The organism is Streptomyces sp. NBC_00637, from assembly GCF_045161545.1.
Classification (GTDB): Bacteria; Actinomycetota; Actinomycetes; order Streptomycetales; family Streptomycetaceae; genus Streptomyces.
In genome coordinates, this window is record NZ_CP109047.1 from 17,767 (window position 1) to 31,959 (window position 14,193).

Genomic DNA, 14,193 nt, shown 5'->3' on the forward strand with positions numbered 1-14,193 from the left:
GTGCCGTCGTGTCACATTTTACGAGTCATTGACGCGGCGAACACGGACCGGGGCCCGGCCGCCGCTGCCGCCGGTCCCCTCCGCGCGCACGGCACCGGACTCGGTCACCGCGGCACCCCGGCCAGCGCGCCGCGGCAAGCCATCGGCGGGACGCGGGCGTTCCGATCGGCGGGGATGCCTGGGCGGATCGGCCCCTCCTCGCCGTAGGGCTTCAGCGGGCAGAGCGGCCACCGGAAAGCCTCCGGCTCGGCGTCATCGGGGTGGGCCCGCACGTGACGGCCCGCAGCACGGGCCTGGCCGGGACGGTGATTCTGAGGCATCACCGCAGGCCCGGTGGGGGACACCACGGGCGTCCCGGGATGTCCCAAGGGCCGTGCCGACGGCCGGGGATCAGATGACGACGCGGCCGAACAGCAGCCAGGCGGGCGCGGATCCGCCGGTGGTCAACGGGAGCGCGCCGGCCGGTGAGGCCGTGTCGTAGCCGTGGAGCCTCATCAACTCGCCGGCGCGCAGCGAGGCTTCGCGTTCGGGGCGGGGCGGCTCGTCGAAGAGCTCGACCTCGGTCTTGCTGTAGACGGTCCTGGCGTACGGGCTGGTGCCGTGCTCGCGGGCCGCGTCGTCGCGGGCCCGCTCGAATGCGGCCTGCAGGGCCTTCGGCCCGGGTATGGAAGGAGCCGACTCCCATGAGCTGCCTCTCGCTTTGCCGGTGGGGGACGGAACAGGGCCGGTCGGCGCCGGTCGTCAACGGCGGGGCTCGCGCGCGGGTGGGCGGGCGAGGCCTTCGACGGTCGAGCGCGGCCGAGCCGCACCGTGCCGCGGGTGCCGCGGGTCAGACGACGGCGAGGGCGTCCTTGTGGGCCTTCAGCGCTGCGCGTACGACGGTGCCGAGGACGTCCCGCCCCGCGCCGGACAGCCACTCGGCGATGGTGGTCCCTTCCGGGGATTCCGACAGGGTGCGGGTGAGCACGCCTGCGTGGATGTACGGCTCGCCCGCGCCGTCACAGTCGGCCGTGTAGGTGCCGATCCCGGGCACGTGAGCGACGTACTCGCCGCCGGTGCTGCCGTAGGGGTCCTGCCACGCCTCGAAGACCGCAGTCGGTGCGGCGGCCCGGAGGTTGTCGACGAGCTCGGCGTTCGCGCCGAGTACGGCCTCCCGCTTTCCGTAGCAGTGACCCAGGTCGAGGGAGGTGGGCGTGGAGCCGCTGCCCCAGTCGGAGGTCATCTCCCCCTCGCCGAGGACGTCGAGGATCCGGGCGCGGTCCTCGTCGCAGGCGGCGTAGACGATCATCTGGAGGTCGGCGGTGTCGGGCATGGAGGTTCCTTCACTTCCGGTGGAGGTGGAACAGGGGTGCGTGGTCGGTGCCGGTCGTGCACGGCCGAGCCGGCCGGGACCCCGGGCCCGTAGAGCAGCCGAGACCTGCGGGCGCGGCGCGCAGATTTTCGTCCTGCGCGAGGCGCCCGGCCGGCTTCGCCCGCGTCCGGGGCCGGCACGCGGATGCCGGCTGACATTTGCTCGTGCGCGGCGCCGGTGACGGCGTGGGACGGTCAGGGCGGACTTCCCGGCTCTGCGCCGGGCGGGCCGTGAGCGTGACACCGTCCTGGTGCCCGCGAAGCTCATCCGGGTGCTCGCCGCGCAGAACGTCGCCGGCCCGAGTGCCCTGGCGTAGCGGGTCAGTGGGAAGGCGGCGCGGCCCGGAACGCCTTGACGACGCCCCGATGCTGCTCCTGGGTCGCGTTGGCGCCGGTGATGACCTCGGTGCCGCCCCAGCCGTAGCGGTAGGTGATGCGGGCCAGGCAGCGGCATTCATGGTCGAGTTCGACCATGTACTCGTAGCCGCCGTGCCAGACCTCCGTGTGATGGCCCAGATTGGTCGTCACCCAGTAGGCACTGGCAGCCGCGGCAGCGAAGACGGCAGCACGGGTATCGAGGTCGTCGATGGTGACCATGGGGTTCTTCTCCGGGGTGGAGGACCGGCGCCCGCGCGGGGTGAGGCGCTGGGACGCGGGACGGCGGAAGCCTGCGAAGTAGACGGTGCACGGGGGCAGTTGCCCGGGCGGGGCGCCGATGCGGCCGCGGTCAGGGCCAGCTGCCCGGCTCCGCGCCGAGCGCGCAGGCCGTGAGCGTGACGCCGTCCTGGTGCCCGACGAACAGCACATCCGGATGCTCGCCGAGCAGGACGTCGCAGGGGTCTCCCTCCACGCCTGACTGCCTCACCACGACCGTCAGGGTCACGTACTCGTCGCCCACGGCCTCCGCCGGCGCGGTGGTGCGGTCGTCGGAGCGCGGGGCGCAGTACGGGCGCAGCAGCCGTATGCCGAATCCCTTGGTGGGATCGCCGGAGTCCCAGTCCCAGTGCTGGGGGAATCCGGACGGCGCCAGGATGAGGCAAGGGGCGCCCCCTTCCTCGTCCCGGTCGGGGTCGATCAGGTCGTCCGGCAGCAGGTCGAACACCCCTCCGGCTGCCCTCAGTCGGCGCATCGCGTGCAGGAGCGCCCAGGCCTCCTCTCCGTTCGTTCCTCCCACGATGGTGGTGAGACCGGCGAGGACGGCTGTTGCCGCCGGGTCACCGAAGTCGGTGAGGACGCGCCCGTCGGCGCCGCGGATGCTGTCGAGGAAGAGGTTGTCGTCGAGGTCAGCGTCGAGATCGGAGTCCGTCCTGAACACGAGGTACGCGGCGGACGGAACCCGTGCGGTGAGGGCGTCCGCGACGGCGCGGGCGAACCCGCGGGCGGTCTCCTGCTGGGACTGGACGGCGGCCGTCCACTGCTCCAGCGTGGCTGCGGGCAGGGCGGATTCGGACATGATCCTCAGCTCCTTGACGGGTCGTCGGGCTGCCTGGCCTCGAACGGCGGGCGGACCCGTTCAGCGCCGGCTCCAGCGGCTATGGGGTGGTGAACTGCCGGGCACCTCAGGCGTTCAGCGACGGTGGTCACTCTGTGGGGCCCAGTCGGCCGGGCGCTGCGCGAAGTACGTGCAGACCGGCCCCGCGTCGTCGAAGGTCACGGTCACGCTTTTGGGGTCCTTGTCGATGTACACCGGCTGCTCCGCGTAGGCGCTGCGGATGTCCTCCTCGGTAAGAGGGTTCTCGGTGCGCAGATCGGCTCGGCTGACACCGAACACGCTCACGCGGACATACAGGTACTCCATGACTGCCTCCAGGGCCGGACGTGGCAAGAGTTCGAGTGATGCGGGGCGGGCAGGGCGGAAGGCGCCGGTCAGTAGTCCCAGATCGGCCCGTAGTGGTGGTGATGGAGGTCGATGGCCTCCTTGATGTCGGCCTCGGTGAAGCCGCACTTCTCGGCGGAGAGTTCGCCTGCGTAGAAGTCGAGGACGATGTCCAGCAGGACAGTCAGCAGGTCGTGGAGGTCGGTAGGCGCCAGGGTCAGGGTGTGGCGGGCGCTGCCGGGGAACAGCTGCGGGGTGATGAGGTGGGCCAGGCGGTGCCAGTACGGGTCCCATCGGTCCAGGAGGTCGGCGCAGGCGTGGCGGGCGATCGCGGTGGGGAGCGTGACGATCGGCGCGGCGAGCATCGCGTTCGGCCGGTTGCGGTAGCGGGCCACGGGGCGCTCCTTCGGGTATGTCCGGGCCGGGGGTGCCGGCCAGGCTGGCGGCAGCCGGCTTCCTCCGAGACGTGAACGTCCCGGAGGAAGCCAGGGGTTGGGCGATCGCGCCCCGGCAGGGGCCATCGCCTCTGTGCACCGGGATCGGCGCGACAGCGGCTCATCAGGCGGACGTACGAGGGGGACACACCGCCGAAGCGGTTTCACTCGTCCTCGTCGTCCTCGTCGTCCTCCTCAGCCCTCCAGGCGGCGAGTGCCTCCTCCACGGCCTCCTCGCCGTCGGCGGCCTCGAACGTGCCGCAGTAGCGCGACCAGTTCGCTTCCGTGGGCAGGGGCGTCCACTGGTCGTCACGCATGACGACGTCCCGCAGACAGGCGACGATGATCCACTCATCGACTTCGTCGTGCTTGAGGGCGACGACCGTGAACCGTGTTTCCCCTGTCGTTTCCCCCCGCCAGCGGCGCAACTGCGCGTGGCTGACGATGTGGTGGGAGCCCCACCCGGTCCTCACAAGCGCGCCGGAGCGGATCATGGACTGGATCAGCTTGCGGTAGCGGTCCGCGGTGCGCAGGCGCTCGATGTCCTTGTACCGCCACGCCTCGCCGGGCCGGACGGACCGGTAGAGGGCGACGATCAGCTCCCGGATCGTCAGGGGGTCCTCGGAACGGTCCAGCACGTCGAGCACTGCCTGCCGGTCCAGCGGTGGGTGGACCGGGGCCAGGGAGGAAGTCGGCTCGGTGACGGGCTCGGTGATGTCCAAGGGGACCTCCTCGGTCAGAGCACGGCGCAGGCAGGCGTTCGCTGCGGCTCGGCTCGGCGGGTGTCTACGGACCGGGCTCACGCGTGACGGCGGGCATCTCGGTCCGGGGCGGCGCCACACGGCGCCGGTGGGTGGCAGGGGTGACAGGAATCGAACCTGCGGCATCCGGCTTTGGAGACCGGCGCTCTGAACCTCTGAGCTACACCCCCACGGTGAAGTGGGTGATGGACGTGCGGGACGCAACCCCCGCTCTTCCCCACACGGGGAGTGCGCTTACACCAACGTCCCAAGCAGGGCGTCCCCCACTCTTCAACCCGACCGGGGATCAGCCGGTCGGGCCCGTACACGTGCCGGTGTGCGCCCTCTCAACGGGGCAGCGCCTCTGGAGGGGCGCACACCAGCACTTCGCGATCCGAGGGGAATTGAACCCCTTACCTTCCCCTTGCTGAGGGGACGCTCTACCGATTGAGCTACGGACCTGCCTGGCAACGCGGATCGGCCGCTCCTTGCTGCCCGGCATCAGCGGGTTCGATCGCCCCCGCTGATAGCTATAGTTTACCACTGATTAAGCACTGAGCGCAAACTTTACGAGTCGTGAGTGGTGAGAATTTCACGGCCGGCGCAGCTTCGCGGCATCACTCCCGACCGGCCGCCGATCCTCTCCCCAGCACTCCCCCGATTGCGTCTTGCAAGATACAAAATAGCTGGTCAGAGGCCATGTTGAAGTTGCGCAGCGCGGTGTGCGAGGAGTACGGTCCCAGGGCATCAGCGCCCTGCGGGCGCCAACTCCGGTGAAGGCGGTGGGATGTGACGCAGCAGCAGAAGGCCCCGGGCAGCGGGGCGTTGGCGGAGGCGGCCGGTGCTGCGAGGGTGCCGGGCGCGGCTGGCGCGCGGACCGCCGCGAAGGCGGGCAGGTCGGCGGTGGTCAACCGCGGGCAGCTGGCGGCCGAGCTCGGTGTCGAGCCGTGGATGGTCACCCGCGGCCAGGAACTCGGGATCGTCCCCGAGTGCACCAGTTCCCGCGGCTGGAGCCGTGAGGCGGCCGACCAGGTCGCCGGCCGCGTGGAGGAGCTGCGCGAGGCGATCGCCGACCGCCAGGGCCTGGGCGCCTACCGGCTCGCCGAGGAGATCCTCACCAAGGTGACCGCTCTCGCTGTCACCGCCGCCGACGTCGCCCCACTGGCCGAGCGCGGGCACCTGCGCGTCGTCGGCGACTACCACGGCCCCCTGTACTCGGTGAAGGACGCCCGCAGCCTGACACCCGCCGGACGTGAGGCGCTGGCCGCCGTCATCGGCGAGCGGCTTCAGGCGGAGGCGCGACGCGAGCAGGAGTGGAAGGCCTGGTGCGCGGTGAGCCTGCCGCCGTCCGAGGCCGCGCGGATCGGCTTCAGCCAGGCCGAGTTGGAGAAGGTCGCCCGTGAGGGCCGGATCACCGCCGGCCTGGGCGGCCGGTATCCGGTCGAGGGCCTGGACGCGCTCGCCGCCGACGAGGACCTGCGCGAACGCATCACCGGCGACAGGCTGCTGCGCTCCGACGAGGCGGCCGGCCTGCTTGAGATCCGCCCCAGCGACTGGACACTCGTGGTGAAGGCCGGCTGGATCACCCCCACGAGCACCGAGCAGGTCAAGGTCGGGCGGCGCCGGTGGATCGACGTGCCGTACTACACCCAGCGCGACGTCGAAGCACTGCGCGAGATGCCCGGCGTCGACTGGGAGGCGGTCCGCGCCGTACGGGCCGGACAGGTAAGCCCCCTGCGGGAGTTCATCTCCCGCGTCCCAGAGCGGGCCGAGACCGTCCACCAGTTCGCCGCCGCCCTCGCCGACCGCCACCAGGTCGACGTCTGGGCGCACTTCGACGACCTCACCGGCGCCTGGGAGCTCGACTGGAGCCACGACGAGCACGGCGGGCCGACCGCCGAGGACGTCGCCGCGCAGCTGCGCGGCGACCCGCTGGCCGGCCGCCACCACAGCGACATCCAGATCGGAGGCACCCGCTGGGGCTCCAGGGCCCGGTGGGCGCGGCCGCTGCTCGAAGACGGCGCCGCGGTCGTGCTGTGCACCCGGGCCGCTCCGGCGCCCGGCCCGGGCGGGGACACAGCCGGGGCGGAGCCGGGTGCGGAAGTGCTCGTGGAGGTCGCCGTCGTCGACGCCGCCACCGGCGCCGTCCTGCTCGACGCCGCCGTCGCCGGCCAGGACCCCAGCGCCGCGGCGGACCGGCCACGTTCGGGGGCGCGGGAGTGGGAGAAGGTGCTGCCCCGCCTGCGTGCCGTCACCCGCGGCCGGCTCATCGTCCCCGGAGACCCGGCCGGAGACCGCGCGCGCATCGCCGCGGCCACCGGACTGGCCGGCAGGCGGCTGATGCACCTCGGCGACCCGGACGCCTGGGCACTGGCCGCGGACGACAAGCCGATCACCTCGCGCACCGCGCGGCTGCCCGCCGCCGAGGCCTGCGCGTACGTACGCGACGAACTCCAGCGCCGCGCCCGCGGCCGCGGCCGCCACCACCCGCCCCGACCCAGCCGGCACGCGCGGGACTGAGCGGGTACCGGCCGGACCCGGGCCGCTGCGCCCCGGCCGCCGGCCCTCCCCCGCACTTCTTCGCGCGGGCGCCCTCAGCACCGCCCGCCGTGGGCGGGGACACCACAACCCGGGCCCGTCGTCACGGTGTTCACGCCCGACGTACGGACCGTTGCCCGACCCGCTCGGGCCTCACCCCCGACGAGGCGCACCAGACTGACCGCTTTCGTCCGCGAAGCGTCTCTCTGCTCACCGCCGTCCCTCCCCTGACACCACACCGGAGTCCCCCGTGCCTGACGCCACCACTCGTCCCGAACCGCGCGCCACCGCGTTCTTGCTGATCAAGATGACCGCCCATGGTGAGGCCGCTCACCGCCCCCAGGACGAACAGGGCTCTCCTCCCGCCGACTTCGAAATGTCCCGCGCCCTCACGGCCGCGCTGCAGGCCTGGCACACCGCCGGGACCCTCCGCGAGGACTCACTGCTGCTGACCGAATGGCTGGCGACCGAGTGGTGCGGCTACCGTCTCCAGCAACTCGGCCAGGACCAGGACCGGTTCGAGCGCTGGCTGCGCGACTTCGGTGACCAGGTCTGCGCGCAGCAGCGCCACGCGCACCCCGCCGGCCCGACCGCCATGGAGATCACGTCCGTCATCGCCGCCCGGTCCCAGACCACGGCCGCCGACCACCTGACCCGCCTCGCCGTTGCCTACCTCGGCTACCTCCGCCCCGGCCACGAGGTGCAGGACGCACGCGAGATCGCGCTGACCTTCGCCCTCTGGGCGGGTGAGGCCCTGTCCGCGCTCATGCACCACGACACCGAGAGGATCAGCGGCTACACAGCCGCGCGAACCCCCTGACACGACGAACCCGACACCGCGGCCCAGGCCGCCGACGCACGCAATCCTGATACAGCGGTGCGGAAACGGTGAGCGCCATCAAGCCCCGCCGTCCGGGTGCCGTGGCCTCTCCGGCCCGCCAAGAAGGCCCCTGCCAGCGGGAATCGACCCGCGGTCCACCCGCGCAAACATTGACGACTCGTTTTATTTGCCAATACTCCTGAATGTGTGTAAATTATAGATCAGTGAGGGGGTGCACATCACACCGCCGCCGACCACACGCCTCCAGGGGGATCTCATGAGCAACGTGAAGACGCTGAACGACATGCTGTCGACCGTCGCCGAGTGCGAGATCGGCTACTCCGGCTGCGAGGGGACCGCGATCGAGCGGGACGTCCACCCCACCGGCGTCGCCCTGGGCGAGCCGAACGACTGGCTCGAGGTCTGGTACTGCGGCTCCTGCGCGTGGGAGGCCGCGCGGGACTCCTGAGAGGCCGCCCGCCTCTGCGCGGGCAGCCCCCAGCGTCCAGCAGCCGAACCACCCCGTATCCCGCGCCAGGAGGAGCTGCCCCGATGATCACTGCCAGTCTGGAAGCGTTCCCGGTCGACGGCGACGACACCCTGCGGCTCATCTGCGCCGCCACGTTGACCACCGGCTACACGGCTGTCGGCGTCGTCGCCATCGAAGAGCCGTACCGCTACACCGCATGGTCGCTGGACAGACGGCGCGGGCCGGTCCGCTCCTGGTGGTCCGACGCGCTGAGCGACCTGCGCGCCCGCGGCACCAACCCACCGTGCTGCGGCTCCTGCCTGTGGGAGACCGCACGGTACTCCTGACGGGCCGCCCGCCCCGCGCGGGCAGCCCTCACCCGCCGCCGGGAGAACGTCAGCCCCTCCTGACGCGCCCGCCAACCGAATACCTCACCCGGCCGAACGGAGCCCACGATGGACACCACCCTCACGCCCGCCGGTCAGGCCATCTACCTGTCCGAGCTACCCACGGGCTCCCTCGTCACCCCGCACGACGCCGTCCAGATGCGCCAGACGGCGGTCGCCGAGCTGGGCTTCGACGGGATCCGCCGCGCCCAGCTGATCGCCGCCTCCCGCAACGCGGTCCTCATCCCCGACGGCCACGGCGACCGCCACCAGTGGGCGCGCACCGCCGCCCTGTTCGCCGACCCGCAGGGACTGCTGTGACCGACGAGCGCGTCGGCGACCTGCGCGCCCACGACGCCGACCCGAGGTAACCGCCCCGGCCCGTAGACCGCCGGTCGCCACCGGCTGACGGTGCCGCAGGCCGGCCACACCGCCCCATCCCCCCAACGAGACGGCGTTCACGGACACCCCCGAACGCTTCACTCCCGACGCCCAGGCCGTCGAGGAGACGCCGCCGCCCGCCCGACCACTGCCCGAAGCCCCGGGGCCCGCCCCGGCGCCCGGCCCCGCTCCACCGAGGAGACAGACCCCATGCCCGGCCTGAACACCGCGAAGAAGGGCGCCCCGCACGCCCTGGCCGACGCCTCCGCCCGCATCCCCGACACCGACGTCGCCGTGTCCCTGTTCATCCCCGAGCTGGACGGCGACACCTTCACCCGCGAGGAACTGGACGACTACCGCTGGTACAAGCTCGAGGCCGACGCGGAGAACGGCTGGCTCCGGGCCGCGGAGACCAACGACCAGTACGCCTGGGAGGAGGAGCAGGACCGGAGGCGGGCCGCGCTCTTCGGCGGCTTCTGATCACCGCTGAGGGCGGCCATCCGGCCGCCGCTGCCCGTCGGACACCCCTCAGCGCCCCGATCCGCGCGGTACCGCTGGCGCAGGCCGTCGGGGGCGTTGCGGGTGGAGTCGCGCGAGGCGGCCCGGCTCCGGCGCGGCTCGACCCGGTCAGCCCCCGACCCCGCTCGACTGCAACCCCCTCCATAACCAACCATTCCAGCTCGCTTAATTTGCACATTCTCCGAATCTTGTGTAAATTATGGATTGCAGCAAGGGGGTGCACACCGCACCGCCGCCGACCACACGCCTCCAGGGGGATCTCATGAGCAACGTGAAGACGCTGAACGACATGCTGTCGACCGTCGCCGAGTGCGAGATCAACTACCCCGGCTGCGAGGGCGAGGCGACCGAGCGGGACGAGCACCCCACCGCCGTGGGGCTCGGCGAGCCCTCGGACGAGGTCTGGAGCTGCAGCTCCTGCGCGTGGGAGGCCCTGCGGGACTCCTGAGCTGCCCGCCCCGGGCGGGCAGCCCCGGCGGCACAGCGCCGCCGGGCTCAGACCAGCAGCTCTTCCCTCGCCAAGGGCTTCCCGCCTTCGCTGAGGTCGTGGACATCCTGAAGAAGGAAAGAGGCAGACCATGACACGCCAGACGGCCGTCCCGTTCGACCACATCAGCCTCCGCCCGACGTACTTCACGCTCGGCGATCTGGTGCACCGGATGGAAGACCGCATGATCGACCTGAACCCGCCCTACCAGCGGGGTGACGTCTGGACCGAGGACCAGCGCATGGCCCTCGTCCAGTCCTGGCTGCGCGGGCTGCCTCCCGGCGTCGTCATCCTCTCCGATCGCACCAACCCCGCCTGGGTGAAGGCGCACGGCGGCGAGGACGTCTACGAGACCGGCGAAGCCCTGTGGGCGTGCGTGGACGGGAAGCAGCGCCTCACCACCGCCCTGATGTGGCGTCACAACGAGTTCGCCATCCCGGCCTCGTGGCTCGATGCCGATCTCGTTGCTGCCACCGAGGACACCGAGGACGGCCCCTACGTCCGGTTCCGCGGCCTGTCCGACGCAGGCCAACGGTTCATGGACCGCTACTGCTCGCTGCTGATCGCCGAGGCCAAGGAATGCGCGACCGTGGAGGAGGAAGCGGCGCTGTATCTGCTCGTCAACGGCGGCGGCACCCCGCAGACCGACGAAACGATGGCGAACGCCGCCCGCGTCGCCGCGACCTGACCAGCCCGCCCCGGGCTGGTCGACGCCGACTGCCAGGCCTTCTCCCTATTCGCAAGGCCCAGACGCCCCCCTGCCACCGGAGGATCCGAAGTGCCGTTCACGCGTGCCACCGACAGCGACCTCTCCCACCTGCCGAACATGCAGCAAGCCGCCCTTCACCTGGCCGCCGACCTGCTCGCCTCGGTCGGCTGGGCGCCGCGCAGTATGGGCTGGCCCCGCGTGACGGACGGCCCTCTGCGCATCACGCAGGCCGTGGCCGAGGTGATCGGCCACACCAACGGGGAGACTCCCGAGGGCACCCCCGGACTGGTCAGCACCGGCGCGCTCGCAGCTCTCCTCGACGAGCTCGGGACCGACAGCCCGCACGGGCTGTGGGACTGGGAAGAGCAGCCCCACCGAACGCAGAGCGACGTCATCGCCCTCCTGCGCTCCGCTGCAACTTCGGCCTCTCAGCAGCATGGACGCCGTCCCCGGACGCCCGCAGCGAGCCCGCGCCCGACCTCGGCGGGACACCCGATTCACCCTGGCCAGGGGACCACCACCCCGACCCCCGGCAGCGGCCGCATCGACCAGCGGCCCGAAGAGAGCTACCCCCTGCCCGCACGCGGCCCGATGCATGGCCTCGTGGTCCGCTACACCACCGCTCTCAACACCGGCCACGCCGACATCGGCAGCCTGCCTGAGATCACCGGCGAGAACGCCGTGGCCCACGCCATCGTCGCCGCCATCCACGACACCGTCGCGCGGAACCTCCCCGGCCACGACTGGCAGACCGTCCTGGCATATCTGCTCATGCCCGGAATGAAGACCCAGGCCAGGAACTACTACCTGCAGGCTTGCGACAACGGCGAGACCGAAGACGCAGCGGCCCGGCACGCCACCGCCGAACTCATCAAGATCTACCGCACTCGGCACAACCTCTGACCCCCGCCGCGCAGCCAGCCCTTCCAACGCCGGGCACGCGGCACGTCGGCTGCGGGCCACCAGCGCGCGGACGGTGTCGGCGGCCCGACGGCCAGGCGACGACGGCGCCGGCCGACCTGCACACGGTGCGCGCGTCCAGGCGCGGAGACTTCGATCCCCCGGGCCGCCGGCCAGAGCGCCCGCGTACCGCCTAAGGGAACCATGCGGGATAAAGGCTCGTTAAATTGACACAACTTGAGCTGATGTGTAAATTATAGATGTCGCCTCACCTCAGGGAGCCCCCGGATGAAGTCCCAGTACCTTGACGAGTCCCCCCTCGACATCCTCAAGGGCATCCTCGCCTTCTTCGCCGTTCCCGCCTTCCTGTGCACTCTCGGCGTCCTCGTCGAATGGCTCTCCAGCCTCCAGTGAGCGGCCCCGCCACGCCGCCTCGTGTGTCCTCCGGGACGGCGGCGAAGCCCGGGCCCTCATTCACCGGACTCCCCCGCTGAACTGCCGTACCAGCGAGGCCACCTGCGGCAACGGCCCGGCTACGGCAGGACCGGCATGGCCACCCACGAACGCGGTGCCGAGGCCGAACACGGCAGGGCCGCCGTCATCGACCAGGACCTCGCACACCCCCCGCCCCCGCTACCGGAGTCTCCAGCCATGATCAGCGCTCGTATCGGCACCACGGACTGGCACCTCACCGCGATCCGCAGCAGCAAGGAAGGGCAGCGCTGCGATCACTGCCCGCGTCGGCTCAAGCACCTGTACGACGTGACCAACCCCGTCACCGGCCAGGCGCTCACCGTGGGCCGCGGCTGCTGCAAGAAGATCACCGGATGGACGCTGTCCGCAGCCCAGGCGGCCCAGCTCCTGCGCCACGCCGCCGAGCAGGCCCGCCAGGCCGTCGTGTGGGCGCAGTTCACCGACGCCTACCCCGAGGGCGCCCGAACCGTCGAGCAGGACAGCGAGCAGTGGCGCCCGGCCTGGCCCGGCCAGGCCAATCTGGCCGCCCACTTCCGCTGGCAGGTCAGCCGCGGCGCCATCAGCCGCGCCGCCTGGGGCCAGCGACTCGCCGTCTACCTGCGCGACCACCGCCCCCAGCCGACCGGCTGACCCGCAATCCCCACCCGCCGGGCGCCGCTACGGTGCCCGGCCTCAGCAGGCCGAGCAATAGCTGTCAGCACAGGTCAGACCAGGCTGTCGGCCGTCACGGCGCCCCGCCGGCAGAGGGGACACCACGAGGCGCGGCCGCCGCCGGCTCGGCCTGGCCGGGTGACCGTCGCCGCGCAGGGCCCGCGCCGAGAGGCCGGGGGTGAACTCCCGCGACGGCCCCGCTCGCCAGCCGGGCGTAGACCGGGGCGGCGGTGCTGCCCACGACGGCCTTGCCGGGACGGCGCCCCTGCGTCTCCAGCCCGCGGTCGCCGACGAGCCGAGCGCTGTCCGGCCGGCCCCGCGCCCCGGGCTGAACCCCCAGCGCACCGCGGAGGAAAGCAGGAGGGCGGGCTCGCACCGGGCGGCCGACTTCCACAGCGCTGGCCGCCGAGCATGCCCGAATCCCACCGGCAGCCACGAGCGCCAAGAACCAGCGCCGCCTCACCTGTTCAGGAAACGGTCACCCGGGCCGCTCGCCGAGAGGAGCTCCCTCTGTGTTCACCCGTATGAGAAGCCTGTGGCGCCGGCCGGGCGCGCGGCGTGACCGGCCGGCTGCCGCCTCTGCCTCGCCCGCCGCGGAATGCCCGGGGCTGCCGGACGGACTGGATGAGGCCGGCGCAGGCGGCATCCGGCAGCCGACGGTCGCGGGCACGCTGGACGAACTGCCCGAGCGACGGCGGGAGACGATGCTGTGGCGGCGAGCGCTCACCCACTCCTACGAAGACGTCGAAGACCTCCTGCGTCTGCCCGACCACCGCCGGCCCTGCACAGAGGGGCACCGGCCCCGCCCCGGCAACTGGACCGGCGCCCGTGCGGTCCGCGGCGACGACGGCCTCTTCCATCTCCGCCTCGGTGAGCGGATGGCGTGCGGCGTGCTGCACACGCACGCCGGCCGTGCCCGCGTCCTCCACGTGCAGCACTTGTATGTCCATCCCGACGGGCGGACCGGCGGTTACTTCCCCGACCCCCACGGTCCGATCCGCCCCAACACCGCCGGGCACCTGGCGGTCGCGGACGGCCTGGAGATACGCGACCGGCGCTGGGAGGCCGCCCTCGGCGACGACTCCGTCGCCGACCTCGCCGCCATCCCGCGCGCCGAACGCTGCCCGGCCCGCCTCGACTTCGGGCAGTGGCCGACCCCCATCACCCCGGGCACCGCCAAGGGCCGGCTGCGGCGCCGGCTCGTCGAGACCCTCGGCCCGCTCTGCGCCGGCTGTAGCGACGCCTGGGGCAACTACATCGACCACGACCACTTCACCGGACTGGTCCGCGGGCTGCTCTGCCAACCGTGCAACTCCTCCATCGACGGCTGCCCCCACCTGTCCGGCTGCCCCTGGGCCGACTACCTCGACAACCCGCCCGCCGCGCACCTGCAGCTGCTCCACCCCGACCGTGCCCAGGACCGCCGCCGCGACGCCCGCAAGATCGCCTTCACCGGCCTCGACCCCTACACCGCCTGATCCCCGCCCACAGCCACGAGGGCGGGGCCAACCGCCGTACG

The 14,193-nt window shown here is 72.2% G+C and carries 18 protein-coding genes and 2 tRNA genes; 12 read left to right on the plus strand and 8 right to left on the minus strand.

Annotated features, from left to right (window positions below):
* Positions 1-829 precede the first annotated feature (829 nt).
* The 8 genes from OG440_RS37940 to OG440_RS37975 form a co-directional block, all read right to left on the minus strand.
* Positions 830-1,312, minus strand: coding sequence for a hypothetical protein (locus OG440_RS37940; protein WP_331752652.1), 483 nt, complete (start codon positions 1,310-1,312; stop codon positions 830-832).
* A gap of 359 nt (positions 1,313-1,671) precedes the next feature.
* Positions 1,672-1,947, minus strand: a complete 276-nt coding sequence (locus OG440_RS37945) for a hypothetical protein (RefSeq protein ID WP_331752653.1) — start codon at positions 1,945-1,947, stop codon at positions 1,672-1,674.
* Between the two features lie 130 nt (positions 1,948-2,077).
* Positions 2,078-2,803, minus strand: a complete 726-nt coding sequence (locus tag OG440_RS37950) for a hypothetical protein (protein WP_331752654.1) — start codon at positions 2,801-2,803, stop codon at positions 2,078-2,080.
* Between the two features lie 114 nt (positions 2,804-2,917).
* Positions 2,918-3,148 carry a hypothetical protein gene (locus OG440_RS37955; protein WP_331752655.1) on the minus strand — a complete coding sequence of 77 codons (231 nt, stop codon included), beginning with the start codon at positions 3,146-3,148 and terminating at the stop codon, positions 2,918-2,920.
* 68 nt (positions 3,149-3,216) lie between these two features.
* On the minus strand, positions 3,217-3,561 hold the full coding sequence (locus OG440_RS37960) for a hypothetical protein (RefSeq protein ID WP_331752656.1): 345 nt from the start codon (positions 3,559-3,561) through the stop codon (positions 3,217-3,219).
* A 203-nt stretch (positions 3,562-3,764) separates the two neighbouring features.
* Positions 3,765-4,322 (minus strand): hypothetical protein, encoded by a 558-nt coding sequence (locus tag OG440_RS37965; protein ID WP_331752657.1) that lies wholly within the window; start codon positions 4,320-4,322, stop codon positions 3,765-3,767.
* A 132-nt stretch (positions 4,323-4,454) separates the two neighbouring features.
* Positions 4,455-4,531, minus strand: a tRNA-Trp gene (locus OG440_RS37970).
* Positions 4,532-4,728: 197 nt separating this feature from the next.
* Positions 4,729-4,804, minus strand: a tRNA-Ala gene (locus tag OG440_RS37975).
* A 325-nt stretch (positions 4,805-5,129) separates the two neighbouring features.
* Here OG440_RS37975 and OG440_RS37980 point away from each other — a divergent pair.
* From OG440_RS37980 to OG440_RS38035, 12 genes are all read left to right on the plus strand, one after another.
* Entirely contained in the window at positions 5,130-6,860 is a 1,731-nt protein-coding gene (locus OG440_RS37980; protein ID WP_331752658.1) for a hypothetical protein, read from the plus strand.
* A 268-nt stretch (positions 6,861-7,128) separates the two neighbouring features.
* Positions 7,129-7,698, plus strand: a complete 570-nt coding sequence (locus OG440_RS37985; RefSeq protein ID WP_331752659.1) for a hypothetical protein — start codon at positions 7,129-7,131, stop codon at positions 7,696-7,698.
* A 277-nt stretch (positions 7,699-7,975) separates the two neighbouring features.
* Positions 7,976-8,167, plus strand: a complete 192-nt coding sequence (locus OG440_RS37990; RefSeq protein ID WP_331752660.1) for a hypothetical protein — start codon at positions 7,976-7,978, stop codon at positions 8,165-8,167.
* Between the two features lie 83 nt (positions 8,168-8,250).
* Positions 8,251-8,514: a hypothetical protein gene (locus tag OG440_RS37995; RefSeq protein ID WP_331752661.1), complete on the plus strand. Its 264-nt coding sequence runs from the start codon at positions 8,251-8,253 to the stop codon at positions 8,512-8,514.
* Between the two features lie 108 nt (positions 8,515-8,622).
* Positions 8,623-8,874, plus strand: a complete 252-nt coding sequence (locus tag OG440_RS38000; protein ID WP_331752662.1) for a hypothetical protein — start codon at positions 8,623-8,625, stop codon at positions 8,872-8,874.
* A gap of 270 nt (positions 8,875-9,144) precedes the next feature.
* Positions 9,145-9,414: a hypothetical protein gene (locus OG440_RS38005; protein WP_331752663.1), complete on the plus strand. Its 270-nt coding sequence runs from the start codon at positions 9,145-9,147 to the stop codon at positions 9,412-9,414.
* Between the two features lie 301 nt (positions 9,415-9,715).
* Entirely contained in the window at positions 9,716-9,901 is a 186-nt protein-coding gene (locus tag OG440_RS38010) for a hypothetical protein (RefSeq protein ID WP_331752664.1), read from the plus strand.
* Between the two features lie 130 nt (positions 9,902-10,031).
* On the plus strand, positions 10,032-10,628 hold the full coding sequence (locus OG440_RS38015; protein ID WP_331752665.1) for a DUF262 domain-containing protein: 597 nt from the start codon (positions 10,032-10,034) through the stop codon (positions 10,626-10,628).
* Between the two features lie 90 nt (positions 10,629-10,718).
* Complete coding sequence (locus OG440_RS38020; RefSeq protein WP_331752666.1) at positions 10,719-11,552, plus strand: hypothetical protein; 834 nt, start codon at positions 10,719-10,721, stop codon at positions 11,550-11,552.
* 285 nt (positions 11,553-11,837) lie between these two features.
* Positions 11,838-11,963, plus strand: coding sequence for a hypothetical protein (locus tag OG440_RS38025; RefSeq protein ID WP_331752667.1), 126 nt, complete (start codon positions 11,838-11,840; stop codon positions 11,961-11,963).
* Between the two features lie 135 nt (positions 11,964-12,098).
* On the plus strand, positions 12,099-12,653 hold the full coding sequence (locus OG440_RS38030; RefSeq protein WP_331752668.1) for a hypothetical protein: 555 nt from the start codon (positions 12,099-12,101) through the stop codon (positions 12,651-12,653).
* 533 nt (positions 12,654-13,186) lie between these two features.
* Complete coding sequence (locus OG440_RS38035; RefSeq protein WP_406011584.1) at positions 13,187-14,152, plus strand: endonuclease domain-containing protein; 966 nt, start codon at positions 13,187-13,189, stop codon at positions 14,150-14,152.
* Positions 14,153-14,193 lie beyond the last annotated feature (41 nt).

Excerpts from the sequence above, each read along its gene's own strand:
- OG440_RS37955 (WP_331752655.1), bottom strand. The coding sequence starts at position 3,148 with ATGGAGTACCTGTATGTCCGCGTGAGCGTGTTCGGTGTCAGCCGAGCC.
- OG440_RS37995 (WP_331752661.1), top strand. The coding sequence starts at position 8,251 with ATGATCACTGCCAGTCTGGAAGCGTTCCCGGTCGACGGCGACGACACC.
- OG440_RS37950 (WP_331752654.1), bottom strand. The coding sequence starts at position 2,803 with ATGTCCGAATCCGCCCTGCCCGCAGCCACGCTGGAGCAGTGGACGGCC.
- OG440_RS38000 (WP_331752662.1), top strand. The coding sequence starts at position 8,623 with ATGGACACCACCCTCACGCCCGCCGGTCAGGCCATCTACCTGTCCGAG.
- OG440_RS37940 (WP_331752652.1), bottom strand. The coding sequence starts at position 1,312 with ATGCCCGACACCGCCGACCTCCAGATGATCGTCTACGCCGCCTGCGAC.
- OG440_RS38005 (WP_331752663.1), top strand. The coding sequence starts at position 9,145 with ATGCCCGGCCTGAACACCGCGAAGAAGGGCGCCCCGCACGCCCTGGCC.
- OG440_RS38010 (WP_331752664.1), top strand. The coding sequence starts at position 9,716 with ATGAGCAACGTGAAGACGCTGAACGACATGCTGTCGACCGTCGCCGAG.
- OG440_RS38030 (WP_331752668.1), top strand. The coding sequence starts at position 12,099 with ATGGCCACCCACGAACGCGGTGCCGAGGCCGAACACGGCAGGGCCGCC.
- OG440_RS38025 (WP_331752667.1), top strand. The coding sequence starts at position 11,838 with ATGAAGTCCCAGTACCTTGACGAGTCCCCCCTCGACATCCTCAAGGGC.
- OG440_RS37945 (WP_331752653.1), bottom strand. The coding sequence starts at position 1,947 with ATGGTCACCATCGACGACCTCGATACCCGTGCTGCCGTCTTCGCTGCC.
- OG440_RS38015 (WP_331752665.1), top strand. The coding sequence starts at position 10,032 with ATGACACGCCAGACGGCCGTCCCGTTCGACCACATCAGCCTCCGCCCG.
- OG440_RS37990 (WP_331752660.1), top strand. The coding sequence starts at position 7,976 with ATGAGCAACGTGAAGACGCTGAACGACATGCTGTCGACCGTCGCCGAG.